This window comes from Rhizobium sp. AC44/96, assembly GCF_001692185.1.
In the GTDB taxonomy this organism is placed as follows: domain Bacteria; phylum Pseudomonadota; class Alphaproteobacteria; order Rhizobiales; family Rhizobiaceae; genus Rhizobium.
In genome coordinates this window covers 123,638-149,437 of record NZ_LXKO01000035.1, presented here as the reverse complement: position 1 = coordinate 149,437, position 25,800 = coordinate 123,638, and the positions used below count along the sequence as shown (strand labels likewise).

The window sequence follows — 25,800 nt, the reverse complement described above, 5'->3', positions numbered from 1 at the left end:
AACTTGAGCCGGAGAAATCCGCATGGACTATAAATTGGACTTCACGCCTGTCATCGACGGTCTGCCGACCCTGCTGATGGGCTGTCTCGGCACCTTCCTGCTGGCGATCTCGGGAATGCTGCTCGCGATCATCATCGGCATCGGCGGCGTTGCCCTGCGCGACTCCCACATAAAGTGGATGCGCTGGCTGGTCATCGGATTTGTCGAACTGATCCGCAACACGCCGTTTCTGGTGCAGATCTTTTTCATCTACTTCGCCCTGCCCCTCGCCGGCATCAGGTTGGATCCGACGCCGACGGCAATCATCGCGCTCGGCATCAATGGCGGCGCCTATGCCATCGAGATCATTCGTGGCGGCGTTCAGTCCATCCCGAAGGGACAGATGGAGGCCGGCCTGGCGCTCGGTTTGCATAAGGCGCAGGTCTTCCGGCTGATTATCCTGAAACCGGCATTGCGGGCGATCTACCCCTCGCTGACGAGCCAGTTCGTCCTTCTGACACTCTCGACGAGCATCGCCTCGGCAATTTCTGCCTACGAGCTGACATCGGTTGCCCAGCGCATTGAATCCGACAGCTTCCGAAGCTTCGAAGTCTATTTCACCGTCACGATCTTCTACCTCGTGATCTCCTGGCTGATGATGCGCCTCTTTTCGTTCTTTTCGGCGCGTTACTTCACCTACCCCGTCAAGTAGGGAGCGATTTCCATGGGCAATGAAGAACTCGTTTTCCTGCTGATTGGTTTGAAATGGACGGTCGTCCTGTCGGCAATCGGCTTCGTCTGCGGATGCATCGCCGGCTTGGGCGTAGCACTTGCCCGGACATCGGGTAGCCCGCTGCTGGAGCGCATCACGTCCGGGTACATTGCCGTCTTCCAGGGAACGCCCCTGCTGATGCAGCTGTTCGTGGTCTATTACGGACTTGCGCTGATCGGCCTGAAGCTCGATGCCTGGCTCGCCGTCGCCATCGGCCTCACTCTTCACGCCAGCGCCTATCTCGGCGAGATCTGGCGCGGATCGATCGAGGCAGTCCCGCGAGGACAGACGGAAGCCGCCAAAGCGCTCAGCCTCAAGTACATCTCGCGGATGAAGGATATCATTCTTCCACAGGCGCTCCGCATCTCGCTGCCGGCCACGATCGGCTTCCTGGTTCAGTTGATCAAGGGCACGTCGCTCGCATCGATCGTCGGTTTCACCGAGCTAACGCGCGCCGGCAACATCATCTCCAACCAGATCTTTCAACCCTTGACCGTCTTCGGTGTGGTCGGCGCGCTTTACTTCCTGATGTGCTGCCCGCTGACGATCCTCGGCGCACGCCTTGAACGACGGTTTGCCGCGTCGGCGCGCTAATCGCCTCCGATCCCGCTCGACCCTGACACAAGCACCTGGAGACTACCGATGACCAATGCTGCCCAGTCCCAAGCCGCAGAAACCATTATCACCATGGAACGGGTCGAAAAGTGGTACGGCGCGTTTCAAGCCCTACATGATATCAACCTGTCCGTCCGCAAGGGCGAAAGGATCGTGCTGTGTGGTCCTTCCGGCAGCGGCAAGTCGACCCTGATCCGGTGCATCAACCATCTCGAAGCCTATGAGAAGGGTGAAATCCGCGTCGGTGGCATTCTGCTCGGAAACCAGGCGAAGGCGATCGACGCGGTTCGCCGCGAAGTGGGCATGGTGTTTCAGCAGTTCAACCTGTTTCCGCACCTGACCGTGCTGCAGAACTGCATGCTGGCGCCGATGCGCGCGCTTGGCGTCAGCAAGGCGGAAGCCGAAGAACGCGCACGCACCCTTCTTGACCGCGTCAAGATCCTCGAGCAGGCCGAGAAATATCCGCTGCAACTCTCGGGAGGCCAGCAGCAGCGGGTCGCCATTGCCCGCGCGCTCTGTATGCGGCCGAAGGTGATGCTCTTCGACGAACCGACTTCGGCCCTCGATCCGGAGATGGTCAAGGAAGTGCTCGACACGATGATCGGGCTCGCCGACGAAGGCATGACGATGATCTGCGTGACCCATGAAATGGGCTTCGCCCGTCAGGTCGCCGATCGGGTGATCTTCATGGCGAGCGGTGCGGTGGTCGAGGAAGCGCCGCCATCGGAGTTCTTCACCAATCCCCGGCATGAGCGAACCCGAAAATTCCTCGGCGAAATTCTGCGCAACTGATGACCGCTCAACGTCGCAACGCAGGGAGCCACTGATGAAGCGGTTGAAGATCGCGGTAATGGGCGCCGGGCTGATCGGCAAACGCCACGCACAACATGTCCTGGCGCAACCCGATGCCATCCTAACATCGATCATCGACCCGTCGAGCGACGGACGGGCTTTCGCGAATGAGATCGGCGCGGGCTGGTCCCCGAGCTTCGCAGAGATAGCGCGGGACGATCGCCCCGATGGTGTCATCGTCGCCACGCCGAACCGGCTTCACGTCGAGAATGCGCTGGAAGTCATCGAAGCGCGTATCCCCGTGCTCGTCGAAAAGCCTATCGCGGACGATGTCGATGAAGCGGCAGCACTCGTTGCCGCGGGCGAACGAGCTCGGTTGCCGATCCTGGTTGGTCATCACCGCCGCTACAACCCGATGATCCAGAAGGCCAGAGAGATCCTCGAAAGCGGCAGGCTGGGTCGGATCATCGCGGTACACGGGACCTTCTGGGTCGCAAAGCCTGACGACTATTTCGACGTCGCCTGGCGGCGCGAACCGGGTGCGGGCCCGATCTTCGTCAACCTTATCCACGACGTCGATCTCTTCCGCTATCTCTTTGGCGAGGTCGACGCCGTCCACGCCATGCAGTCGAGCGCGGTCCGAGGCCATGCGGTCGAAGACACGGCCGTCGTCTCGATGCGCTTTGCGAACGGCATCCTGGCGACCCTGAGCGCAAGCGATGCCGTCGCCTCCCCCTGGAGCTGGGAGATGACAACAGGCGAGAACCCTTCCTTTCCTCAGCAGGACCAATTTTGCTACCAGATCGGCGGCACGCACGGTTCGCTGAGCATTCCACATCTTGATCTATGGACGAATGCCACCCGACCGGACTGGCTGGAGCCCCTCGCCCGCGAACGCGTCTCCTTCGTCCCGGACGATCCGCTCAAAGCCCAACTCAGCCACTTCTGCGACGTCATACGGGGCGACGCCGAACCGATCGTCAGCGGACGGGAGGGACTGGCGACCCTCAGGGTCATCGAGGCAATCCGAACCTCTGCTCTTTCCGGGCAGATGGTCGGGCTGGACACCATCACGACACCAAGGGTCCAATAGAATGATTACCGGGACCACCAAACTCATCGCGCACCTCGGCTATCCGACCGAGTCCTTCAAGGCGCCGCTGATCTACAATCCCTATTTCGACGCAAACGGGATCGATGCCGTCGTCGTGCCCATGGGCTGCAAGCCGCAGGACTACCCATCGTTTCTCAAACTGGTCTTTCGCCTCTCCAATATTCACGGCGCCCTCATTACGATGCCGCACAAGATCGCGACGATGAGCCTGCTCGACGAGGCATCGACCAGCGCGAAGGTGGCGGGCTCCTGCAACGCCGTCCGCCTCGATCAAAACGGTCGCCTGATCGGCGACATGTTCGATGGCGAGGGATTTGTGCGCGGCGTTCTGCGCAAGGGACGAGAGGTCGCCGGCACGAGCGTCCTGATCGTCGGTGCCGGTGGCGTCGGTTCGGCGATTGCTGCCTCGTTGGCAAAGGCAGGCGTCCGACGCCTTGCGATCTTCGATCCCGATCAAGCAACCATGACCGGCCTGCGGGATCGCTTGCGGCAATACTACCCGAACGTCGAAATAGCCGTCGGCTCCGCCGATCCGTCCGGTCAGGACATCGTGGTGAATGCGACGCCACTCGGCATGAAAAAGGGCGACCCCTTGCCGATGGACGTCTCCCTCATCGCGCCGTCGACCTTTGTCGGCGAAGTGGTGATGAAGGAAGAGATCACACCCTTCCTTCAGGCCGCCCGCGCAAGGGGCTGTGCATTCCAGGTCGGCACGGACATGCTGTTCGAACAGATACCGGCCTACCTGGAATTCTTCGACTTCCCGACGACGACCGCCGAGAACCTGCGGAAAATCGCGAAACTCACCTGACTAGGCGCCCGTAAGACGATGGACGGCAATTGAGAGACATCATCAACTGCGCCACTGGAAGCGCAGTTGATGAGCGTCCAGAACTAGGCTCCCGCCGAGCCGAAGACGACGTCTTCAAGCCACAAGTTCGAAAACTTCCGTTCCGGATCCATGCCATTGCGGATGCGCGCGAAATCGGCAAGGCGTTCATAGCTGGCGCCGATGTGGCTGCGGGTAAACACCTTGCCCCAGTGCGGCAACGCCTGAAGGGGTGCGAGCACATCTTCGATATGGCGGACCGCCGCGTTGACCGCATCCTGATCGCGAACCCAGGTGAAATGGAACGATACGGTGTCGCGTTGATATTGCGGGCTGAGCCACAGCTGATCGGCGGCGACAGTCCTTATTTCACCTGCCTGGACCAGATGCGCAAACCTGTTGCGGACCGATAGCAGAGCCTCGACCGCGGCGGCACCGTACTCCTTGGGAACGTGATATTCCGATTGTATCTCTTCGCCGCTGCTCGGGAGAAAGCCCATCTTGAAGTGAGGCAGCCTGTCGGACCACCGGCCGTATTCGCCAAGCTGGTCGGTCGCGTTCTGCGCATCCAATCCACTGATCGGATGTCTCTTGACCTGCGCCCGGACCGCGCCATGAATGGCCGTCGGCCAATCGTCGCCTGCCCCGGCCCGCTTCAGCCAGATCGAACCTGCCTGATCCCCCCATTGCGTGAACACGCTCACGCTGTAGGCGGCACCCGTGATTTCATCGAGGTTCTCGACCAGCTTGTCCCAGTCGAGACCGTCATAGACGCACTGCGCGACCTGAAACTCTGGCTGAACATCGAGCGTCACACGCGTGACGATGCCGAGCGCGCCGAGATGCACGACCATTCCGGCAAAATCCGCATCGCCGCGCTTCACCGTCACGAGGCTACCGTCACCTGCCACGAACTCCAGTCCTGAAACCGCCGTCGCCAGATTTCCATTGAGATTACCGGACCCATGGGTCGCGGTGGCGATGGCGCCGGCGATCGAGATGTGAGGCAGCGATGCCAGATTGTGAACGGCGAGACGGTGATCGTGCAGGAAAAGCGCAAGCTCGCCATAGGTGCAGTGACCGCCAACGGAGACCTGCGTTCCGTCTCGTTCGATCACGGGCTTTGTCGGCATTTCGGCCAGCGACATGGCGACTTGCCCATCGGCGATGGCGTTGAACGAGTGTCGCGATCCCAGCGCCTTTATCGTCTGAGAGCGCGCCACGATATCGCAAACGTCCTCGACCGAAGACGGATAGACGCAGTCGCGAAAGCTGTAGTGAAAACTCTCTGCCCAGTTGGCAGCAGGAACCTGTCTCATGAACGATACCTTCTCGAATCCGGCGGATTGAATTTATTTATCCGAAGCGGCGACGAAAGAAGACATATATTGGTCACCAAGGCACGCGCCGATTGTCGCAATCTTACTGGCAGTTGTAACCCGTACACGAACAGCACCCGGCGTATTAAATTTCTTCACCAATCTATGAGACCCATCGGTATCTCGGCTCGATTGAGGAGGATGCGGCAATGGTGGTTGCAAGGGCATTCGGGAAGTCTACCGCGGACACGAAAAAGCGGGAAATGGAGCGCCTGGCAGCCCTTGAGCAGCTGGATCTCCTCGACACGCCCCGAGACGATGGCTTCGATCGCATCGTGCGACTGATCAAGGAGATCTTCACGATCGATATCGGGCTTGTCACCCTCATCGATGCGCACCGCCAATGGTACAAGGCCTGCTCGGGCCTTTCGGCCGATGAGGTTCCGCGCGAAGACACGTTCTGCCGATACGTCGTAGACTACGAAGAACCAGTCATTGTCCAGGACGCCACCAGAGATCCTCGTTTTGCCCAACATCCCGCCGTGACCGGCGACAGCCACATCCGCTTTTATGCGGGCGTTCCGTTGCGCACCAGGGAAGGTCATATCATTGGCACCGTCTGCGCGATCGACCGAAAGCCGAGATCGTTCGGCGCCAAGGACCTCGCGATTCTGCAGGAACTGGCCGGGGCAGCGATGGACCGGATAGAACTGCTGCAGTCGGCGGCAACCGACAGCCTGACTGAAACATTGACGCGCCGCGCTTTCAAGCAGGAGACTGACCAGCTCATTTCGCTGGCCCTGCGCCACCAGCACAATCTCTCCTGCGTCATGCTGGACGTCGACCATTTCAAGAGCGTCAACGACACTTATGGTCATGCAGCAGGCGACGACGTTCTCCGGGCCGTCGCGGCAACCTGCAGGGCAAACCTCAGAGCCGGCGACCTCCTTGGTCGTCTCGGCGGCGAAGAATTCTGCATCGTGCTCCCGCACATCGACCGCGAAGGCGCGATTGCCGTTGCCGAGAAAGTCAGGGCCGCGATTTCGTCTCAGCCCATCCAGGGGGACTTCGGTTCACTGAGCGTCACCGCGAGCTTTGGCGTCTCGTCGCTCTCCATCGTCACCAAGGACATCGACACGCTCCTGGCGCAAGCGGATGCCGCGATGTATCACGCCAAGCACAGCGGCCGAAATCGATGCATTTCATGGGCATCGATCGGCGCAGAGCGTGCCATGGGCTCCCGCCGGCGTGTCCTGAAGGCCGGTGCCATCCTGTTCAATGATCGGCGTTCGACGATCGATTGCACCATCAAGACCCTCGGCATCGATAGCGCAGGCCTGTCGGTTTCCAGCTCGGCGGGCATTCCTCCCGAGTTTGTTCTGGCCATCAAGGGTGAAGGCTTCGAAACGCTGTGCCAGGTGATCGCGCAGGACCGGCAGAGCGTGGAAGTAGCCTTCAAGATCTGAAGGCCCCGCGCGCTGCAAGGCCGTATCAGTGCCCGTCGGGCGGGACGTCTGCCTTCGGGGTCTCCCCGACCAGATTCTTCCGATGGAAGATGAAAAGTCCGGCAAGCACGATCACGGCGGATCCCACCAGGATCTGGCTATCCGGCAGGTCGCCGAAGAACAGATAGCCCAGGACAATCGCCCATATCAGTAGGCTGTACTGCAGTGGTGCCAGAAGCGACGCCGGAGCCAGTTTCAGCGCTCGTGTGATCATCATGTGCGCACTGCCGGCAACGATGCCGAGCGCCAGCATGGCGGCGACATCGACCGCCGTCATCGGACCCCAGTTCCCGATGCTCAGGAACAGGCCGGCGACGAAGGCCGCAATGGTCTGCCAGGTCACCAGTGTCACATCGCTCGTCTGCCGCAGGCGACGGCTGAGTACAAGCGTCAACGCAAAAGACAGGCTGCCGACAAGGCCGAAGATCGATGGCCAGGACAGCATGGCGGACGACGGCCGCAGCGCGATGACAACCCCGATGAAACCGATGACGACGGCGAGCCAGCGGCGCCAGCCGATCGTCTCGCCCAGGAAGAAATGCGAGAACGCCGCCACGTAGATGGGACCGGCCATGTAGAATGTCATGACATCGGCAAGCGGGAGATAGGCAACAGCTGCATAAAAGAGCGCGACATCACCCGTTGCCAGCACCATGCGGAGGATATGCAGAGACGGGCGTTCCAGCTGGACCAGCGCAGCAGGTCCCTGCCGGACAATCATCGGCGCCAGCATGGCGAAGGAGCCGAGCGAGCGCAGCACCAGCACCTGGCCGACGGAAAAGCTCGCAACCAGCCACTTGCCCATCGCATCATTCAACGAGAACAGCACATCGCCAAGGAGCATCAGGAGCACCCCGGCAAGCACGGCATTGCCCACGGCGCTGCTCGCGCGAACGTTCATGGTGCTTCCTTCCAATCAAGCCGTTTTCTCGGCCTTTATCTTCATTTGACCGTAGTTCTAGGCGGCCGACTTTTTCGTCTCAGGCGCGACCCGGCTCGGCCAGAACAATATTGTGACCGCCAATATAAGAACCCGCCTCGAGGTTCACTGCGAGGCGGGTTGCCTGACTACGCAAGCTGTGACTGGATCAGACGGCTATCGAATGCGTCCAGCCGTGTTGATCGTTCGAGGCGCCCTGCTGCAGGCCGACCAGTTGCTTTCGCAACTCGGCGGTCAGCGCACCGGTCTGTCCGTCACCGATCTTGAACTCGCCACCGGCGTGACGCACGAGCCCGATACCGGCCAACACGGCGGCAGTGCCGCAGGCGAACGCTTCCTTGAGCTTGCCGCTGGTAGCATCGGCCTTCCACTCGTCGAACGAGTAGAGGCGCTGCTCGACGCGGATGCCCCGCTCTTCGGCAAGCGCGATCACCGATGCGCGGGTGATGCCCGGCAGAATGGTGCCGCCGAGCGGAGGCGTGACCATCGAGCCGTCCTGCATGACGAAGAATACGTTCATACCGCCGAGTTCTTCGACCCAACGATGCTCGGCCGCGTCAAGAAACACGACCTGGTCGCATTCACGCTTTGCGGCTTCCGACTGAGCAACAAGGCTGGCAGCATAATTTCCGCCGCACTTTGCAGCGCCTGTTCCGCCGCTGGCCGCGCGGGTGAATTCCGTTTCGACCCAGACGGAGACTGCCTTGCTGCCGCCCTTGAAGTAAGAACCGGCAGGGGATGCGATGATGCAGAACACGTATTCCTGCGCCGGCCGCACGCCGAGGAACGCCTCGTTCGCAAACATGAATGGGCGGAGGTAGAGGCTGGCATCACCCGACGGGATCCAGGCCTTGTCAACGCGCACCAGCGCTTCGACCGCCTTGATGAAGAGCTCTTCCGGAACCGGCGGCATTGCCATGCGCAGCGCCGACTGTGCAAACCGCCGCGCATTCTCTTCCGGCCGGAACAGCAGGACGCGCCCATCCGCCGTCTTATAGGCCTTCATGCCTTCGAAGATTTCCTGCGCATAGTGGAGCACCGCGCTCGCCGGATCGATCGACAGCGGCCGCCGCGGCGTCACCTTCGCATCGTGCCAGCCCTTGTCGGGCGTCCAGCGTGCGAGCACCATATGGTCGGTGAAAATCTTGCCGAAGCCGGGCGTCTCAAGGGCTTGAGCTCTATCTGCGTCGGAAACGGGTGAGGTGTGGAAATCGATCTGGATCTCCGGCAGTTCTGGATTCGTAGTCATGGAAACAGCCTTGGACATGGCGCGCTATCCGCGCGTGACTCCGTCAACATAAAGGAAAACAACGAAACGAGCAGTAGCCCTTTCGTGTCCCGGTTTCAAGCAATCGCTCGAACGCGCCGAAGGCCGCCTGAGCGGCTGGTGGAACCGCAGGCAGGGATTGCAGAAATCAGGGCACCATCGCCCTAAATCGCTATCTCGACCCTTCCGGGCGCACTGACCCGGCATATCGGTACAGACAGATGGAGAATGCCTCCTGCCCGCCACGACAGGTTGAGTTGATTGTCGCGGCGAACTCTTTGGCGCTGTCGCCGCGGCCATTGTTTCCATTGTACATTTTTTCCTAATACTCGATCACAGGCACGATGATTTCGGCCACCATTACGTGTGACAACAGACCCCTTTCAACGACGCCGCTAACCCTCGCTTAAAAAGCATCCAAATCGGGCGGCGCCCGAAAGTTCGGGGTGCGAATATTAACTTTAGGTTAACCATAAACATCGTTTACCATCGGTGACGACCTTGAGAGTCGTTGATTCGAAAGTCCTACGCGAGATTTGCGAACGGATGAGAGGAAAGACGATTACTGCGGCCAGACACATGCGTTTGCTGAGAGTGGTATCGCTGACGGCGTTAGCCGGGCTTGCTGCCGGCTGCACCTCCACCGGAGGCGTAAGACAACCAAACATTGCGGAAACCGTGGCAAGCGAAAAAGCGCTTGCCCTGCCACCTCCCGGTGGCCCTTCCATCGTGAGTGTCGTAGAGCGCAAGCATGGCAACGGCACCGAGCAGACGATCTCGCTTTTCACCTCGTCGTCCGTACCCGGCCAGAACTTTCTCAAGGTGCAATTCATCGGCGCAAACGGCGTCAACCAGGGAACCGGCAACGCATCCCACAGGACAATCTCAGGGAGCCAGGTTTCTCGCGAGGCTTTTGCGGCGGCGCCCGGCGTGCCGATGGTGACCTCGCTGACCTTCCTGCAGAACAGTTATGGCCCGTTCGGCTACGCATCCGGCCAAAGCCGGTCAGGCGACACCTGCGTCTACGCCTGGCAACAGATCAGCTCCAGCCGCAACGCGATGACGCAGGCCCGCAACTTCGGGATGATCCAGGTGCGGCTTCGCCTCTGCGACGCGCGCGCAACCGAACGGCAGCTGCTCGGCATCGTCTATGGCTACACCATCGTTGGCTCGTTCGACGGTGAGATCTGGAATCCCTACGGCGCCCCCCGGGGTGCCGATCCGACGATCGGAGGCACCGGCAGTCCGATTTATCCTGATGCGGGCGGTTACCGCGGTGCGCCGATGTCATTTGGATACGAGCCTGCGCCGGAGCCCACTCGCCCAGCCGTCACGCGACGCGCCGCTGCCACAACTCCGCCCCCCGCCGCACTCCCCGCCGCGGTCGGGCCGCGCGTGCCGCTTCCTGACATGCCGGGCGGCGCACCGCAGGCGAGCATAGAGGCGCCGGTCGCACCGGTCGCCACACAGACAGAACAACAGACGGTGACGGCGAGCGGTGTGACCGTGCCGTCGCCGGATTGCATAGGCGACGCGGCCATGACGGCCGCTTGCCGGAGATAGTTTGATTCAACCGGTGCGCCATGCGCCCGATTTGTTGCTTTCGAAGGGACGCCGATGCATAAAGCCCTAAGCATCATCATATGGGCCGTGGTTTCGCTCTGCGTGATCGTACTGATCACCTTGCCGGTCAACCTGCAGACGCAGCTGATCGCGAGCATAACCGTCGTCGCGGTGATGGCGATCATCAAGGGATTGAAGGCTGAAGGCACATGGCGGCTCGTCGCGCTGGCCTTCGGCACTGCCATCGTCTTGCGCTATGTCTATTGGCGCACGACGAACACCCTGCCCCCGGTCAACCAGCCGGAAAACTTCATTCCCGGCCTGCTGCTCTACCTCGCGGAAATGTACAGCGTCGCCATGCTGGCGCTCAGCCTGTTCATCGTCGCGACACCCCTGCCGTCCCGCCCCTCGCGAGCGGCCAGCGAAGATCGTTTTCCGCATGTCGACGTCTTCGTTCCGTCCTATAACGAGGACTCCCATCTGCTCGCCAACACCCTGGCTGCGGCAAAGGCAATGGATTACCCCGCCGAAAAGCTTCACGTCTGGCTTCTCGATGACGGCGGCACGCTCCAGAAGCGCAATTCCAACAAGCTCCTGGAGGCCCAGGCCGCCGTCGCCCGTCACAACGAACTCAAGAAGCTGTGCGAAGATCTCGACGTCAAATATCTGACGCGTGACCGCAACGAGCATGCCAAGGCCGGCAATCTCAACAACGGCATGCAGCACTCCTCCGGTGAGCTCATTGCCGTCTTCGATGCCGACCATGCGCCGGCCCGGGACTTCCTGCTCGAAACGGTCGGCTATTTCGATGACGATCCGAAGCTTTTCCTCGTCCAGACGCCGCACTTCTTCATCAATCCCGACCCGCTGGAACGAAACCTCCGCACGTTCGACAACATGCCGAGCGAGAACGAGATGTTCTACGGGATCATCCAGCGCGGTCTCGACAAGTGGAATGCGGCCTTCTTCTGCGGCTCGGCCGCCGTGCTCAGCCGCCGGGCGCTGGAATCGCAGAACGGCTTCAGCGGCATCAGCATCACCGAGGACTGTGAGACGGCCCTTGCCCTGCATGGCAGCGGCTGGAACAGCATCTATGTTGACAAGCCGCTGATCGCCGGCCTGCAGCCCGCGACCTTCGCCAGCTTCATCGGCCAGCGTAGCCGCTGGGCCCAGGGCATGATGCAGATCCTGCGCTTCCGCTTCCCGCTTCTGAAGCGCGGTCTGACCATCCCGCAGCGCCTCTGCTACATGTCGTCCACGCTCTTCTGGCTCTTCCCGTTCCCGCGCACGATCTTTCTGTTTGCGCCGCTCTTCTATCTCTTCTTCGATCTGGAAATCTTCACGGCCTCCGGCGGCGAGTTCCTGGCCTACACGCTCGCCTACATGCTCGTGAACCTGATGATGCAGAACTACCTGTACGGTTCCTTCCGTTGGCCTTGGATTTCGGAGCTCTACGAGTATGTGCAGACGGTGCATCTCCTGCCTGCTGTCGTCTCGGTCATGCTCAATCCGCGAAAGCCGACCTTCAAGGTGACTGCCAAGGACGAGTCGATCGCCGTCAGCCGTTTGTCGGAAATCAGCCGGCCGTTCTTCGTCATCTTCGCCGTCCAGCTGGTGGCGCTCGCAGTGACGATCTTCCGCATCTATGCCGAACCCTACAAGGCCGACGTTACCCTCGTCGTGGGCGGCTGGAACGTGATCAACCTGATCATGGCCGGCTGTGCGCTCGGCGTCGTCTCCGAGCGCGGCGAACGCGCCTCGTCGCGCCGCGTCCGAGTCAACCGCCGGTGCGAGTTTGGCGTCAACGGCAAGTGGTACACCGCCTCCATCGAGGACGTTTCGGTTCACGGTGCCCGCTTGCACGTCTTCAACAAGATGCTTGATCCGATGGTCATCGGTGCCGAGGGCGAAATCCGCTTCCAGCCCTACAGCGGCGCAGAGATGGAAACGCTGCCGCTGATCGTCCGCAATATCCAGCCGTCGGGCGAAATCCTCGCGGTGGGTTGCCAGTACATTCCCAAGAGCGCGCTCGATCACCGACTGATCGCCGACCTGATGTTTGCCAACTCCAACCAATGGACGCAATTCCAGCAGGGACGTCGCCGCAACCCCGGCCTTATCCGCGGAACGATCTGGTTCCTGGGGCTGTCGCTTTATCAGACGAGCCGCGGGCTGGTCTATTTCTTCCGCAGCATGCGGCCGGAGCGTGACCGGCAACAGCAGCAGCAGGCGGCAAAGGCGAACGGCTGATGAAGAAGGTTCTCTACGCTTCGTTCCTTCTCGTCGGCGCTTCGGCAATCGCCTACGCCCAGACGGCGCCGTTCGACATGTCGGGCGAACGCTCGCAAGGCGGCCAGCAGGTCGTGCCACGGCTGACCCTGCCAGCCACACCAACGACACCCCAGGCTCAGCCTGCACCGCAGACGCCACCTGCGTCACAGCCATCACCGCCTGTAGCAGCGCCGGTACCGCCGCTCTCGCTGCAGCCGGCCGCGACCGCGGAACCGGCAGCACCCGCACCGGTGCAAGCACCGCCTGTTGTCCTTCTGCCTGCGAACCCTATCGTCACGACACCCGCTGCCCCCATCCCAACAGCACCCGCCGCTGCGCCCCCGCCGCCGGCGACAACGCGTCAGGCAGTCACCCAACCCGCCTCCGGCGATATTCGCCGCTATGTCGTACCCTTCGCAAAGTTCGGCCTCGACGGTGAATATGATCGCAAGTCTTGGTCGCTCTATCTGACACCAGAGCAGGCCGCCTCGCCCGCCAAGTTCCATTTTTCCTATCAGAACGCCGTCGTCGTTGCCCCCGAAGCCTCGCAGCTGACAATTCTGATCAACAACAGAATGATCGGCCAGCAGCAGATCGGCTCGTCGGAAGGCGCAACGCAAGTCTCTTTCGACGTCCCCCCGGGGCTGCTGCAGCCCGGCGCCAACCTACTGACATTCGAAGCAAGCCATCGCCACCGCACCGACTGCACCGTTCAATCGACCTACGAGCTCTGGTCCGATATCGATCCCGAACAGACCTTCCTTGAGTTTTCGGGAAAAGACGCGGCCAAAGTCTCCAGCACCGACGCCATCCGCGCGATCGGCGTCGACGGTGCCGGCAAGACGCAATTCAATTTCGTCGTCCCAGCGCTGGAACAGCCGGGCACCACGAAGCCGCTTCTAAGGCTTGCACAGGGGCTCGCCGTTCTGAGCGGTATGCCTAACGAAACATTTTCGTTCTCGGCCGACTCGCTGCCGCCATCCGGCCCTGGCAAGATGGCTGTCATCGTCGGCACGCCGGCGGAACTGCAACCGGTCTTTGCAGCCCCTTCTGCGGCACAAACAGCTCCCCTGGCAGCCTTCGTCAGCGATCCGCGCTCCGGGTCGCCCGTGCTTCTGGTAAGCGGCCCTTCGTGGCCCGCGATTTCCTCGGCGATCGACACGATCGTTTCCACGACGGACCGCGATCCCAACGTCCGGCGCGATACGCTCGCGACGCAGCGTTGGGTAGCGCCCGACGCACCGCTGCTCTTCGGAGACAGCAGGCTTTCCCTCTCGCAGCTCGGCGTGAAGACGACTGAGTTCTCGGGTCGCCGCTTCCGAACGAACTTCAATGTCGCGGTACCGGCGGACTTCTATGCCGATGCCTACGGTGAGGCGATGGTGTTGCTCGACGCCGCCTACACGCAGGATGTGCTGCCCGGCAGCCATGTCGACATCTACGTCAACGGCAATATTGCTTCCACCGTGCCGATCACGTCGACCGGCGGCGGCATCTTCCGCCACCTGCCGATCCGCGTCACGATGCGGCACTTCAAGCCGGGCCTGAATACGCTTTCGCTCGAAGTGATCATGATGACCAAGGAGGACGAGATCTGCGTGCCCGGGACGACGGCAGGAGCCGGCCCCCGTTTCGCACTCTTCGATACCAGCGAATTCCATATGCCGGATTTTGCCCGTGTCGGGCAGCGCCCCAACCTCGGCGCGCTTGCGGGCACCGGCTACCCCTTTGGTCGCAGCGCCGACCCGATCCCGTTGTTCCTGGACCGCGTCGATCCCGATACGCTGTCGGCAACGGCAACCGTCCTCGGCCAGATGGCCGTCGTCGCGGGGCGCCCGCTTCCGGTTGAGCCGGCCGCATCGCCGGCCGCCGTCGGTGCGCGTGACGCGATCTTCGTCGGCTCTATCTCCCAGATGCCTCCCGCCGTCCTTTCGCAGTTGAACATCTCGACAGCCAGCCAGGCATCGTGGCGGACGGCAACGGCCGCGCAGGCCAGCCAACCGGAATCGTCTGTGACCTTCGACGAATGGCGCTCCAAGGTAAGCGGCGGTGTATGGCGCGGACAGATCACATCGTTCCAGGAATGGCTGCGGCGCAACTTCGACATCTCATTGAGCTCGCTGCAGTTCGTCCCCGGTGCCGAAGAGATCTTCACGCCCTCAAACGTCGACAGCTTCATGATCGCGCAGGGGACGAGTGCTGCGGGCGACGCGTCGTGGACGGTCGTCACCGCGCCTTCCTCCAAGGATCTTCGCGAGGGCGCGGAAGCCCTTACCGCGCAGGAGAACTGGCCGCAGATCACTGGCCACATCACCACCTACTCCAGCAAGACCGGCAAGATCGAAACGGTGCCCGTCAGCCGTTTTGACTTCGTGTCCTCGCAACCTTGGTCGATCTCCAACTACCGCCTGATCGCCGCGAACTGGCTCTCGACCAACATTCTCTCCTATGCGGTCTTGTTGGTGGTGCTCGCGCTGCTGATCGGCGTCACGACCTCGGCCATGCTCGCAAGACTCGGCAGGCGCGAATGAGACATTGGCGCAAACTCCTTCTGGCCGGTGGCTTTGCGCTACTTGCGGCGTGCCAACCGGCGGCGGCGCAGCGTGCAGCTGTTCCGTCCGAAGCCTGGAGCGCCTACAAGGCGAAGTTCCTGGATGCCAACGGCCGCATCATCGATAACGGCAACGGCGGCATCAGTCACAGCGAGGGGCAAGGCTACGGACTCCTGCTGGCCTATCTGGCCAACAACCCCGCCGATTTCGAGCAGATCTGGTACTTCACCCGAACCGAATTGCTACTGCGAAACGATGGCCTCGCGGTCTGGAAATGGGACCCCGCCGTCACCCCTCACGTTACCGATACCAACAATGCGTCCGATGGCGATCTGCTGATCGCTTACGCGCTGGCTCTGGCAGGTTCAGCCTGGAACAAGAGCGACTATGTCGAGTCCGCGGCGGCCATCGCTCAAGCCCTGTTGTCGCACGCAATCATAAGCTCCGGCGGCCGTACGATTCTCTTGCCTGGTGTGGATGGCTTCAACGCGCCGGAGAGGAAAGACGGGCCCGTTATCAACCCGTCCTACTGGATCTATGAAGCGCTGCCGGTCATGGAACTGCTGGCCCCTTCCAAGGCGTGGCAGAAGCTGTCTCAGGATGGCCTTTCTCTGCTTCACTCCATGCAGTTCGGACCGCGCAAGCTTCCCGCCGATTGGGTCAGCCTGAACCGGCAGCCACGGCCGGCCGACGGTTTCGATGCCGAGTTCGGCTACAACGCCATCCGCATTCCGCTTTATCTTGCCCGCGCGGGAGTTTCGGACAAGGCACTGCTGCTACGGTTTCGAACAGGAATGACCGCCGACGGCAATACGCCGGCCACGATCGACTTGACGACTGGAAAGCCGAAGCACGAGCTTCCCGATCCCGGTTATCAAATTGTTAACGATGTTGTGGCCTGTGTGACTGACGGAACGAAGCTTCCCGCGTCGTCCCGACAGTTCGCGCCGTTATTCTACTATCCGTCCACCCTGCAACTGCTTGGGTTGGCCTTCGTCGGGGAGAAACATCCGGAGTGTCTGTGAAATCCTCGCTCGTTGCAGTCTCAGTTGCAGTCGTGGTGGCAGGCGTTGTCGCCGCGATCAAGGATCGCGCGGCTCTCCAGGAAGCGCTGGGTCTCGCTGCGTCCAACCGACCGATCCCCCAATTGATGCTCATGGGCCGCATCAGCGGACCCGATGGACCTGCCGAGAAACCTCGGATCGACGTCCAGTCCGTCTCCGACCGCATCCAGGCCGCCGCCCCGGCATCACTGTTGCCGGAAACGCAGACCCCACCCGCGCAGGAAGCCTCTCCGGCTCCTGTTGTCGCTCAGGCGCAGCAACCGGCGCCCACGCCGCAGGCTTCTCAGGCGGCGCAGCAACAGCAGCAAAAGGTCGATGAAAGCGCGCTGCGCTACTTCGCAAGCCGCGACGACAAGGCGCGACTGCAGGCAGAAATATCACGACTGCAGGCGCTCTATCCGAACTGGGTCCCACCGGTGGATCCCCTTGCGATCCCACAGGGCGGAGACAAACAGCTGGAAGCCATGTGGCAGCTCTATTCCGAGGGGCGCTACGCGGAACTGCGAAAGCAGATCGCGGACCGGCAGGCCTCCGGCTGGCAGCCTCCCGCGGATCTGCTTGATCGCCTCGACGTCGCCGAAGCGCGTGCCCGGCTCGTCAACGCCTCGGACCTCAAGCAATACGCCACCGTCGTCCAGGTCGGCGCCGACACACCCAGCTTGCTGACCTGCAGCGATATCGACGTGCTCTGGCGTGTCGCGGAAGCCTTCGTCAAGACCGATCACACCCAGCGGGGGCAGGACGCCTACGCTTACATCCTGAAGAACTGCACCAATCCGCAGGAACGCCTGGCGACGATACAGAAGGCATCGGGCCTGCTCGCCTACGCGCCGATGCAGGAACTGCTGGCGCTCGAACGGCCGGACGGAAACGGCGGCCGCGAGTTCGACAGCATCCGCAACGATCTTGCCCGCCGCTTCATCGCCGCTGGCAATGATGACGCAAACCTCGCGGTTGCGCCCGACTATCTCTCCCAGGTCCAGCGTCTCGCGGAAACGCAGGGGCTCGCATCGGATAGTCTGCTTCTCGGCTGGTATCAGCTCCGCCGCGAAAACTACGCGGAAGCGGATAAATGGTTCCGCGCAGCCCGCGCTAAGGAGGATTCCGCGAGCGCCTCGCAGGGACTGGCGCTGACGCTGGTTGCGGAGAAGAAGTTTCCGGAAGCGGAAGACGTCATGTACAAATGGCGCAATACCTCTGCGGATGCGACAGCCACCTACCTCGCGGCAACTGCCAACCTGATGGCCATGCAGCCGCCTGCCAATATCGGCGAAGACGTCCTCGCACGCGTGGCCGCAGAGACCATCGCGCAGAAATACGTGCCGACGGCCCAGCAGTTCGGCTGGTATGCCCGCTCTCTCAACCAGCCGCAGACCGCTGCACGCTGGTTCGAAACGGCACTGCGCTGGAAGCCGGACGACGAACCATCCGCCTATGGCCTGGCAATCACGCGCGAACAGCTGAACGACCGCAAGGGCGTTGCCGAGGTGCAGCGTCTCTGGGCAGGTCGTTCTGCCCGGATCGCCACCATGGGCGAGACCGCCGCACTCAGGGCAACGGCGGCATCCCCGCTTCCCGCCCCCGGCGCGCTCGTGCCCCAACAACCAGCGGCATCGTCTCCGGCAGCCGGTTCCGCACCTGTCAAAACGCTGGAAACCTCTGCCCCGGCACGCGCTCAAGCGACCATCGATGATCGACGTGCACCGTCAGCACAAGTCGCGACAGCTCCGCGCACCGCGCGCCAGACACGCGGTTGCTCGACAACGATCAACGCGCAGCTCCTCAACCCGACGGATGCGCTGACGCGCGGCTGGTGCCTGATGGACCTCAACCGGCCCATGGAGGCAGTCGAGGCCTTCGAAGCGGCGCTGAACAGTCCGACACGCAAGGTCCGGGAAGATGCCGCCTACGGGCAGAGTCTCGCCTACCTTCGCGCCGGCCTTTCCAACAACGCCGCGGTAGCAGCGACAAGGGCGCCGCAGCCCCGCCAGCGCGCCGCCGAGTTGCAGGTCGCGATATTGGCCGATCGCGCGCTCGCCGCTTTCGACGCCAAGCGCTACCGGGAAACCCTTGTTTACCTCGATCAGCGGGCTCAGTTGCAGCAGGAGCGCACCGACCTGCTGGTCCTGCGCGGGTATTGCTACCTCAAGCTCGAGATGTTCAGCGATGCGGACCGGGTCTTCACCGCTGCGGCCGCCACCGGCGACAAGGGCGGCTATCGAGGCCTGGCGGATCTGAAGGCCGCCACCCAACCCGACACCCCCTGATCGCTCGCGCCGATGGAAAAACGTGAGAAATGGAGCTAGGCGATACACGCCGCTCCAGTATCGGCGTGCCGCTAGCTCCAGCCGTCCAATAGCCGATTGTCGCCCAGATACGCCTTTTGGGGGTTGTCATCCCGGTCCAGACACGCAATGATCCCCTCGGGAAGCATGAAGTGACGGGAACCACACATGCCTAAGACTGGACGAGTAGCAGTATACGGAACGGCCCTTTCGGGGACCTGCATATTCACTGAGGAAGAAGGCGGCGGGAAAATTCGCGGCTGTCCGCGCTTCCTTGCCCTGGTTGCCGGCAAGTCGCGCCTGCGGCTTTCGGATGCCGCGAGCGGCAGGTCCGCATCCATCGAACTGCAGCAGGTCGATAAGCGCGGCAACGCATCATTCCGCTGGCTTTAGACACGCATATGAGGGCTTTCAGGTTCATGGCCGCGCTGCGACCAAGCCTATAAACTGCGACTAGGTCAACGCGCCAGCCAGCCGCCATCCACCGGCAGAACCGTCCCATGAACATAGTCTGATGCATGGGATGCCAGGAAAACGGCGGCACCACCAAGTTCCGAGGGCTTTCCCCATCGCCCGGCTGGAATGCGCGCGAGAATACCGGCGCTTCGTTCGGGATCCTCGCGCAGGGCAGCCGTGTTGTTGGTGACAAAATAGCCCGGCGCGATAGCGTTGACGTTGACCCCCTTGCCGGCCCACTCGCAAGCCAGAAGCCGAGTCAGTCCGGCAAGTCCGCTCTTCGACGCGGTATAGGACGGGATGCGGATACCGCCCTGAAACGAGAGAAGCGACGCGATGTTGATGATCTTGCCGCTGCCGCGCGTGAGCATGTGCCGGGCGGCCGCCTGCGACAGGAAGAACGCCGTCTTCAGGTTGACATCCATCACGGCATCCCAATCGGCTTCGGTAAAGTCGATCGCGTCAGCACGGCGGATGATCCCGGCATTGTTGACCAGGATATCGAGCGCGCCGAACATCGCGATTGTCTCCGCGACGATGGCTTTGACAGGTTCGATCGTGCCGAGATCAGCCTTGATGACATGAAAGCCCGCGCCCGCCGCGCGAACAGCCGACTGCGTCTCCTCCATCGAGGAGCGCCCGACAGCGACGATCGAGGCGCCGGCCGTCGCCAACGCGATCGCAATCGCCTGGCCGATGCCGGTATTGGCTCCCGTGACGACGGCAACGCGGCCGGAAAGATCGAAGAGGGTCATTTGTGGCTCACCTCAGGAATTCGGCCCGATGCGGCGTGAACGTGTCGATCAGCCTGCCCTTTTCCAGCGCCTTGACACCATGAACAAGGTCCGGCGGCACGATGAAGCTTCCGCCCTGCTCCAGCGTTTCCGTCCTGCCGTCGATTGTCACCTCGAAACGTCCCTCGGCAACATAGCTTGCCTGGATATGCGGGTGCGAATGCGGAGCACCGATGGCGCCCTTTTCGAAGACGACGTCGACCATCATCATCTCGGGCAGATAAGTCATGATGCGACGGGTTACGCCTGGCTCGGGGCTGGTCCACCCTGCGGCATTGGCAGAGACGAAAAGATCGCTTGATGGCATGTCGTTTATCCTCACTTCAAATCTTCAATCGCGACGAGATCGACGTCGGTATAGTCGACATTGTCGCCGGCCATCGCCCAGATGAACGTATAGCTGGACGTGCCGGCGCCGGAGTGAATCGACCATCCCGGTGAGAGGATGGCTTCCTCATTCTTGACGATGAGATGCCGCGTCTCGTTCGGCTCGCCCATCAGGTGGATGACGCGCGCGTTCTCCGGCAGGTCGAAATAGAGATAGGCCTCCATTCGCCGGTCGTGAACATGGCAAGGCATCGTGTTCCAGACGGAGCCCTCCGCGAGCGTCGTCATGCCGACGACGAGCTGGCAGGTCCTTGCGCCATCCGGGTGAATGAACTGGAATATGGAGCGCTCGTTGCTGGTGGCCTGCGATCCCACGTCAAGACGCCGGGCATCGTTGATGCCGATATGCTTTGCCGGGTAGCGCGAATGCGCAGGCGCGCTCAACAAATAGAACTTCGCTGGCTGCTCGGAAGAGACCGACTCGAACGTCACGGACGAGCCGAGCCCGGCATAGACCATGTCACGCGTCCCGGCCGAAAACCGCTCGCCGTCGACGGCGACGATGCCGGCACCGCCGATATTCACCGCGATCAGTTCGCGCCGCCCCAGCAGCGTGTCTGTTCCCGCGGGCTTGATCGTTTCCAACGCCAGCGGGCTGGATGTCGGCATGGCGCCACCGACGATCATGCGGTCATAGTTCGTATAATGAAGCTGGATGCGCCCCGGCACGAACAGCGGCGGCAGCAGAAAATTGTCGCGAAGCTCCTGCGTGCCGAAACGAGCGGCGGTTTTCGGATCGATCGCGAAGCGATTGGTGTAATCGGTGTGGCTCATGACACCTCCCATAATTTGTTATTGAACTCATCATACATATCGATGCATGTTAGACAACATATCGCCCGAACGTTTTCCACAAGGCGCCCGAAAGCGCCGACATATATCAGATCAAGTTATTATATTTAAACACTTTTTCTCTTTCCCCTTGAGAGAGAACGCACCTTTGGAATAAAGATGAGATTTGTATATTTATTGACAGAATAGCCCACCATCCATTACCCATATCGAGACAACTGCGCGAGCGGATGCTCTCATAATCAGCAACCAAGAAGGAAGTGACGCCCTGAACACCGTGCCTCCAGCACCCGATCTCAATACGTCCCGACGACAAAAGCTGTCGGAGCGAATTGGCATGTCGCTGCGGCAGGATTTCCTTTCCGGGCAAGTCTCGATCGGCAAGAAGCTGCCGACCGAAACGCAACTCGCCGAAACCTTCGACGTCAGCCGCACCGTCATTCGCGAAGCCGTTGCAGCATTGGTCTCGGACGGGCTGGTGGAAACGCGTCAGGGCGCAGGCATCTTCGTGATAGAGCACCTGCAGCGGGCGGCGGCAGCGCCCCCGCTGATCAAGCAGGACACCTCGAGCAACATCTCTCACGCACTGAACGTGCTGGAAGTGCGCATTGCCCTTGAGATGGAGAGTGCCGCCCTCGCCGCGGCCCGTCGAAGCTCATCGCAGGAAGCGCGGATCCAGGAGAGCTTCTTCGAGTTCGATCGCCTCCTGAAACTTGGCCAGCCGACCGGAACGGCGGACTTTTCGTTCCACCGGTCGATCGCGGAGGCGACGAATAATCCCTTCTACGTCGAGGTTCTGGATGCGCTCGGCACACGCACGATCCCCTGCGACGTCACCTCTCCCCATTCCACCGAAGAGGTGCTTTCCTTCAGCTATCAGGCAGGGCTGCAGAAGGAGCATCTCGCGATCCTGAACGCGATCTCCGCCGGCGACCCGGAGGCGGCGCGCGATGCCATGCGCACCCACCTGTCTTTGAGTCAGGAACGATATCGTGAACGGCTACGCGAGCGGCGTGCGCGCTATCAGAGCGACACGGGCGAGACCTAGGGCGTCAACGGTCGCCCATTTCCGCCTTCTTGCAGCCCTTCGGGAACCAATTCGCGTGCAGCGTCGTTAATGCGAAATCGCCGGACTACGGCTTGGGAGATGGCGCGCAAGGCGCCAGGGCGCAAATGGCACGTCAGACTTACTGGAAAGGATACCTCAAGCTCTCGCTGGTCACCGCCTCGGTGTCGCTGACACCGGCGACCACCGACAGCAACCAGTTGCGCTTCCATGTTCTGAACAGGAAGACGAACAACCGCGTTGAGAGCCGGTATGTGGATAGCGTCACTCATAAGCCGATCTCCGACAAGGACCAGGTCAAAGGATACCCGCGCGGCGAGGACGACTATGTCATTCTCGAAGACGCCGAGATCAACGAAGTCGGCCTGGAAAGCACGCGCACGATCGATATCGACACGTTCGTTCCGCGCGGTTCGATCGACTGGATCTGGCACGACAAGCCGCATTTTCTCGTGCCCGAGGACAAGGTCGGGACGGAAGCGTTCTGCGTGATCCGCGAAGCGATGCAGGCAAATGGCGTCGTCGGCATCGCCCGCCTCGTTCTCTATCGGCGCGAGCGCGCGGTCCTGCTCGAACCACAGGGCAAGGGAATTATCCTCTGGACACTTCACTTCGGCGACGAGGTGCGAGCGCCCATCGCTCCCCTGGCCAGCGAAGAGAAGGTCGACGGCACCGTGCTTTCCCTCATGAACAAGCTCGTCCAAGACAGGACCGAGGACTGGAAGCCTTCGATGGTGCAGGACCCGGTGCAAAAGCGCCTGAAAGCAATGATCCGCGCCAAGCAGAAGTCGCTGGTCAAGACGGCCGCGGGTTCAAAGCGGCCGACCGTGAAACCGACCGGCAACATCGTCAACATGATGGACGCGCTGAAAAAAAGCCTCGCCAAGGAAACAAGCCGGCCAAAGCATTGACCGGCCAAGCTGCTATTTTCGCTTCGCCAGCGGCACTGCCGCCGCGAAGAAATCCGCCCAGGGATCGTGACGCAAGGCATCGAGACGGATCGGCGCATTGTCGATCGTGAAGTAGGCAGGACCAATCTCTTCAGTCAGCTCGTCCCAGCCAAGCGGCATCGATACCGCGGCGCCAGGACGCGCACGCGTCGAATAGGCTGCCACCGCCGTATTGCCACGTCCGTTTCGCAAATAGTCGATGAAGATCTTGCCGTCGCGTTTCGCCTTGGTTGCGGTCGCCAGATATTTGTCCGGCTGATCGCTCGACATTCCGTCAGCCAGCGCCTTGGCAAACGCTTTCACTTCGCCCCAGCCAGCCTTGGGCTTCAATGGTGTCACCACATGGAGACCCTTGCCTCCAGAGGTCTTGACGAAAGCCGCAAGACCCATCGCTTCGATACGGTCTTTAAGCTCCCTCGCCGCCACCATCACCTCCTGCCACGAGACGTCATCGGCAGGGTCGAGATCCATGGTGACCATGTCCGGCTTTTCCCAGCTTCCCGTCGTCGCGCCCCACGGATGCACCTCCAGCACGGCCGATTGTACGAGCGCGATCATGCCGTCGAAGTCGCTGATGCGGAGTAGTTTGTCGCCACCCTTGTCCTTCGGGTCGGCAACCTGCTCGATATGGGGGTTCATCCCCTTCCAGGCGTGTTTCTGGAAGAACCGCTGATGGCCCGCGACGCCGTCGGGGCACCGCAAGAGAGACAGGGGACGATTGACCACGAAGGGCTGGATAAACCGCCAGACCCTGGCATAGTAATCGGCAAGTCCCTGCTTGGTGACACCTTGTTCCGGCCAATAGATGCGGTCTGGATGGGTCAGCGTGACACCTGAATGCGGCAGGTCCACCGTGATCGTCTTTCCTGTTTCCTTCATCACATCCTCGGCGGGTTTGTCCTCGCGCAAACCGCGAAACGCCGCATGGCGCAGGTTTTCGTCGCGTGACCATGCCTGGAATTCGACCTCGGCGACAAGCCGTGGTTCAACATAGACCAGATTGCGCCGCTCTTCCGCCGTCAGCGGCTCGCCGAAGGGACTGTCGTTGCGCTCCAGGGCCGACAGTTGTTCATAGAGCGATTGTGCGACGGTCACGGTGTAACCGGTCCCCACCCTGCCGGCATATTTGAACACCCCGTTCTTGTAGTGCCCCATGGCCAGCGACCCGATGGCATGCTTCATCGCCGTCGACGGCACATAGCCACCAATGACGAACTCCTGCCGTTTCGAGCATTTTGACTTGACCCAATCGCCGCTGCGGCCAGACGTATATTCGCTGTCTCCCAGTTTGGAGATTATGCCCTCCAGCCCGAGCAGGCGGGCGTGCTCCAGCACGAGCCCGCCCTTCTCGGTGAAATGGACACTGAAGCGAAGTCGCGGGTCTGCGTCCGAGAGGATGGTCTCGAGCAGCGCCTTGCGGTCGGTGAGCTTCGACTTTCTGAGATCGTAGCCGTCGAGGTAGAGAAGATCGAACGCATAGAACGCGAAGCGATCCTGTCTCCCCTCGCTAAGGTCGCTCTGGAGTGCTGAAAAATCGGAAGCGCCAGTCTCGCGTTCGACGACGATCTCACCATCGATCACCGCCGAACGGATAGGAAGTCCTTCAAAAACCGTGGCTATTTCCTGGCCGAAACGCTCCGTCCAGTCCAAGCCGGTTCGCGTCAGCAACGCAACCTTGCCGCCTTCGATCCGAACCTGCAGCCGGTATCCATCGAACTTGATCTCGTGGATCCACTCGTCGCCGGCGGGCGGTTTGGGTTTCAGTTTGGCGAGCTGTGGTTCGATGAACACCGGCATCGCCGCCTTCTCGGCACCCTTCGGCCACGCATGACGCACCGGCCGGGTAGATCGCTGAGCCTTGAGCGTTTCAGCCTTGGCATTCCCGCGTGGCCGCGAGTTCCAGGTCGCATCCGGATGCCGCGCCACATCCTCGATCTTTCGACCGGTCTTTGCAGATTCCGGGCGCTGCTTGAGAATGTCACCCTTCTGCCGCGCCTCCTCGTCTTCCGCCTTGATCAGCAGCCAGTTCTCCTGCTTTTCACCCGGCTTCCCGTGCATCCGAACAAGGTGCCAGCGCCCCTTCAGCTTCTCGCCGTCGAGGTCGAATTCCATGTGCCCCTTCTTGTAGGCCTTATGCGCATCGCCATGCGGGCTCCACGTGCCACGATCCCAAACGATCACCGTGCCGCCACCATATTGACCCTTCGGGATAATTCCCTCGAAGTCCCCATAGGCAAGCGGATGATCCTCGACATGCACCGCAAGCCGCTTTTCGTCAGGATTGAGGCTCGGCCCGCGCGTGACGGCCCAGCTTTTCAGCACACCGTCGAGCTCGAGGCGAAAATCATAGTGCAGCCGTGTCGCATCATGTTTCTGAATGACGAAACTCAGCGCATTGCTGCCGGCTGTCCTTGCAGGGCGCTTGTCGCCGCGGGGCTCGGAGGTGACCTTGAAGTTGCGCTTGGCCTGGTAGGTCTCGAGCCCCATC

General features: G+C 61.4%; 21 protein-coding genes. 14 read left to right on the top strand and 7 right to left on the bottom strand.

Annotation, left to right across the window (positions count from 1 at the left end; all coding sequences use genetic code 11):
- Positions 1 to 22: 22 nt before the first annotated feature.
- The 5 genes from A6U87_RS22430 to A6U87_RS22410 are packed head-to-tail and all read left to right on the top strand — an operon-like array spanning position 23 to position 4,083.
- Complete coding sequence (locus A6U87_RS22430; protein WP_065693528.1) at positions 23 to 691, top strand: amino acid ABC transporter permease; 669 nt, start codon at positions 23 to 25, stop codon at positions 689 to 691.
- Between the two features lie 12 nt (positions 692 to 703).
- Positions 704 to 1,345, top strand: a complete 642-nt coding sequence (locus tag A6U87_RS22425) for an amino acid ABC transporter permease (RefSeq protein WP_065693527.1) — start codon at positions 704 to 706, stop codon at positions 1,343 to 1,345.
- 48 nt (positions 1,346 to 1,393) lie between these two features.
- Positions 1,394 to 2,158, top strand: coding sequence for an amino acid ABC transporter ATP-binding protein (locus A6U87_RS22420; RefSeq protein WP_065693526.1), 765 nt, complete (start codon positions 1,394 to 1,396; stop codon positions 2,156 to 2,158).
- A 34-nt stretch (positions 2,159 to 2,192) separates the two neighbouring features.
- Positions 2,193 to 3,251: a Gfo/Idh/MocA family protein gene (locus tag A6U87_RS22415; RefSeq protein WP_065693525.1), complete on the top strand. Its 1,059-nt coding sequence runs from the start codon at positions 2,193 to 2,195 to the stop codon at positions 3,249 to 3,251.
- Position 3,252: 1 nt separating this feature from the next.
- Positions 3,253 to 4,083 carry a shikimate dehydrogenase gene (locus tag A6U87_RS22410; protein ID WP_065693524.1) on the top strand — a complete coding sequence of 277 codons (831 nt, stop codon included), beginning with the start codon at positions 3,253 to 3,255 and terminating at the stop codon, positions 4,081 to 4,083.
- 83 nt (positions 4,084 to 4,166) lie between these two features.
- Here the strand turns inward: A6U87_RS22410 and A6U87_RS22405 are convergent, their stop codons facing one another.
- Positions 4,167 to 5,420, bottom strand: coding sequence for a D-arabinono-1,4-lactone oxidase (locus A6U87_RS22405; RefSeq protein ID WP_065693523.1), 1,254 nt, complete (start codon positions 5,418 to 5,420; stop codon positions 4,167 to 4,169).
- 209 nt (positions 5,421 to 5,629) lie between these two features.
- Here A6U87_RS22405 and A6U87_RS22400 point away from each other — a divergent pair, with 209 nt between their 5' ends.
- A complete protein-coding gene (locus A6U87_RS22400) occupies positions 5,630 to 6,886 on the top strand; it encodes a sensor domain-containing diguanylate cyclase (protein ID WP_065693522.1) in 1,257 nt (418 codons plus the stop codon).
- A gap of 25 nt (positions 6,887 to 6,911) precedes the next feature.
- Here the strand turns inward: A6U87_RS22400 and A6U87_RS22395 are convergent, their stop codons facing one another.
- Both A6U87_RS22395 and A6U87_RS22390 read right to left on the bottom strand, forming a co-directional pair.
- Positions 6,912 to 7,826, bottom strand: a complete 915-nt coding sequence (locus A6U87_RS22395) for a DMT family transporter (RefSeq protein WP_065693521.1) — start codon at positions 7,824 to 7,826, stop codon at positions 6,912 to 6,914.
- Positions 7,827 to 8,013: 187 nt separating this feature from the next.
- Complete coding sequence (locus A6U87_RS22390; protein ID WP_065693780.1) at positions 8,014 to 9,114, bottom strand: branched-chain amino acid aminotransferase; 1,101 nt, start codon at positions 9,112 to 9,114, stop codon at positions 8,014 to 8,016.
- Positions 9,115 to 9,711: 597 nt separating this feature from the next.
- Between A6U87_RS22390 and bcsN the strand changes: the two genes are divergently transcribed.
- The 6 genes from bcsN to A6U87_RS22360 all read left to right on the top strand — a co-directional run bounded on the left by bcsN (position 9,712) and on the right by A6U87_RS22360 (position 19,260).
- Positions 9,712 to 10,695 (top strand): cellulose biosynthesis protein BcsN, encoded by a 984-nt coding sequence (gene bcsN, locus A6U87_RS22385; protein WP_065693520.1) that lies wholly within the window; start codon positions 9,712 to 9,714, stop codon positions 10,693 to 10,695.
- Positions 10,696 to 10,749: 54 nt separating this feature from the next.
- Entirely contained in the window at positions 10,750 to 12,945 is a 2,196-nt protein-coding gene (gene bcsA, locus A6U87_RS22380) for a UDP-forming cellulose synthase catalytic subunit (protein WP_065693519.1), read from the top strand.
- Positions 12,945 to 15,497 (top strand): cellulose biosynthesis cyclic di-GMP-binding regulatory protein BcsB, encoded by a 2,553-nt coding sequence (locus tag A6U87_RS22375; protein WP_065693518.1) that lies wholly within the window; start codon positions 12,945 to 12,947, stop codon positions 15,495 to 15,497. The genes bcsA and A6U87_RS22375 overlap by 1 nt, the downstream gene beginning before the upstream one ends.
- The gene (locus A6U87_RS22370) at positions 15,494 to 16,543 is read left to right on the top strand and encodes a glycosyl hydrolase family 8 (RefSeq protein WP_065693517.1); all 1,050 of its coding nucleotides are present in this window, start codon (positions 15,494 to 15,496) and stop codon (positions 16,541 to 16,543) included. The genes A6U87_RS22375 and A6U87_RS22370 overlap by 4 nt, the downstream gene beginning before the upstream one ends.
- Positions 16,540 to 18,849 carry a cellulose synthase gene (locus A6U87_RS22365; RefSeq protein ID WP_065693516.1) on the top strand — a complete coding sequence of 770 codons (2,310 nt, stop codon included), beginning with the start codon at positions 16,540 to 16,542 and terminating at the stop codon, positions 18,847 to 18,849. Before A6U87_RS22370 ends, A6U87_RS22365 begins: the two co-directional genes overlap by 4 nt.
- Positions 18,850 to 19,035: 186 nt before the next feature.
- Positions 19,036 to 19,260, top strand: coding sequence for a hypothetical protein (locus A6U87_RS22360; RefSeq protein ID WP_065693515.1), 225 nt, complete (start codon positions 19,036 to 19,038; stop codon positions 19,258 to 19,260).
- A 65-nt stretch (positions 19,261 to 19,325) separates the two neighbouring features.
- On the opposite strand, the gene kduD is transcribed toward A6U87_RS22360, so the two are convergent.
- Genes kduD through kduI form a run of 3 tightly spaced genes read right to left on the bottom strand, consistent with a single transcriptional unit; the run spans position 19,326 to position 21,278 of the window.
- Positions 19,326 to 20,078: a 2-dehydro-3-deoxy-D-gluconate 5-dehydrogenase KduD gene (gene kduD, locus A6U87_RS22355; protein ID WP_065693514.1), complete on the bottom strand. Its 753-nt coding sequence runs from the start codon at positions 20,076 to 20,078 to the stop codon at positions 19,326 to 19,328.
- Positions 20,079 to 20,085: 7 nt separating this feature from the next.
- The gene (locus A6U87_RS22350) at positions 20,086 to 20,424 is read right to left on the bottom strand and encodes a cupin domain-containing protein (protein WP_065693513.1); all 339 of its coding nucleotides are present in this window, start codon (positions 20,422 to 20,424) and stop codon (positions 20,086 to 20,088) included.
- Positions 20,425 to 20,435: 11 nt separating this feature from the next.
- Positions 20,436 to 21,278, bottom strand: a complete 843-nt coding sequence (gene kduI, locus A6U87_RS22345; protein WP_141684031.1) for a 5-dehydro-4-deoxy-D-glucuronate isomerase — start codon at positions 21,276 to 21,278, stop codon at positions 20,436 to 20,438.
- Between the two features lie 286 nt (positions 21,279 to 21,564).
- Here kduI and A6U87_RS22340 point away from each other — a divergent pair, with 286 nt between their 5' ends.
- Positions 21,565 to 22,344, top strand: coding sequence for a FadR/GntR family transcriptional regulator (locus A6U87_RS22340; protein WP_083199645.1), 780 nt, complete (start codon positions 21,565 to 21,567; stop codon positions 22,342 to 22,344).
- 125 nt (positions 22,345 to 22,469) lie between these two features.
- Positions 22,470 to 23,273 carry a Ku protein gene (locus A6U87_RS22335; RefSeq protein ID WP_065693510.1) on the top strand — a complete coding sequence of 268 codons (804 nt, stop codon included), beginning with the start codon at positions 22,470 to 22,472 and terminating at the stop codon, positions 23,271 to 23,273.
- A gap of 12 nt (positions 23,274 to 23,285) precedes the next feature.
- Here the strand turns inward: A6U87_RS22335 and ligD are convergent, their stop codons facing one another.
- Positions 23,286 to 25,799 (bottom strand): DNA ligase D, encoded by a 2,514-nt coding sequence (ligD, locus tag A6U87_RS22330; RefSeq protein ID WP_065693509.1) that lies wholly within the window; start codon positions 25,797 to 25,799, stop codon positions 23,286 to 23,288.
- Position 25,800 lies beyond the last annotated feature (1 nt).

Bases quoted from the DNA above. Each gene is read 5' to 3' on its own strand.
- A6U87_RS22360 (WP_065693515.1), top strand. From the start codon at position 19,036: ATGCCTAAGACTGGACGAGTAGCAGTATACGGAACGGCCCTTTCGGGG.
- A6U87_RS22415 (WP_065693525.1), top strand. From the start codon at position 2,193: ATGAAGCGGTTGAAGATCGCGGTAATGGGCGCCGGGCTGATCGGCAAA.
- A6U87_RS22430 (WP_065693528.1), top strand. From the start codon at position 23: ATGGACTATAAATTGGACTTCACGCCTGTCATCGACGGTCTGCCGACC.
- A6U87_RS22370 (WP_065693517.1), top strand. From the start codon at position 15,494: ATGAGACATTGGCGCAAACTCCTTCTGGCCGGTGGCTTTGCGCTACTT.
- A6U87_RS22420 (WP_065693526.1), top strand. From the start codon at position 1,394: ATGACCAATGCTGCCCAGTCCCAAGCCGCAGAAACCATTATCACCATG.
- A6U87_RS22390 (WP_065693780.1), bottom strand. From the start codon at position 9,114: ATGACTACGAATCCAGAACTGCCGGAGATCCAGATCGATTTCCACACC.
- A6U87_RS22400 (WP_065693522.1), top strand. From the start codon at position 5,630: ATGGTGGTTGCAAGGGCATTCGGGAAGTCTACCGCGGACACGAAAAAG.
- A6U87_RS22375 (WP_065693518.1), top strand. From the start codon at position 12,945: ATGAAGAAGGTTCTCTACGCTTCGTTCCTTCTCGTCGGCGCTTCGGCA.
- A6U87_RS22425 (WP_065693527.1), top strand. From the start codon at position 704: ATGGGCAATGAAGAACTCGTTTTCCTGCTGATTGGTTTGAAATGGACG.
- A6U87_RS22405 (WP_065693523.1), bottom strand. From the start codon at position 5,420: ATGAGACAGGTTCCTGCTGCCAACTGGGCAGAGAGTTTTCACTACAGC.
- kduD (WP_065693514.1), bottom strand. From the start codon at position 20,078: ATGACCCTCTTCGATCTTTCCGGCCGCGTTGCCGTCGTCACGGGAGCC.
- A6U87_RS22350 (WP_065693513.1), bottom strand. From the start codon at position 20,424: ATGCCATCAAGCGATCTTTTCGTCTCTGCCAATGCCGCAGGGTGGACC.
- bcsA (WP_065693519.1), top strand. From the start codon at position 10,750: ATGCATAAAGCCCTAAGCATCATCATATGGGCCGTGGTTTCGCTCTGC.
- A6U87_RS22395 (WP_065693521.1), bottom strand. From the start codon at position 7,826: ATGAACGTTCGCGCGAGCAGCGCCGTGGGCAATGCCGTGCTTGCCGGG.
- bcsN (WP_065693520.1), top strand. From the start codon at position 9,712: ATGCGTTTGCTGAGAGTGGTATCGCTGACGGCGTTAGCCGGGCTTGCT.
- kduI (WP_141684031.1), bottom strand. From the start codon at position 21,278: ATGAGCCACACCGATTACACCAATCGCTTCGCGATCGATCCGAAAACC.
- A6U87_RS22335 (WP_065693510.1), top strand. From the start codon at position 22,470: ATGGCACGTCAGACTTACTGGAAAGGATACCTCAAGCTCTCGCTGGTC.
- A6U87_RS22410 (WP_065693524.1), top strand. From the start codon at position 3,253: ATGATTACCGGGACCACCAAACTCATCGCGCACCTCGGCTATCCGACC.
- ligD (WP_065693509.1), bottom strand. From the start codon at position 25,799: ATGGGGCTCGAGACCTACCAGGCCAAGCGCAACTTCAAGGTCACCTCC.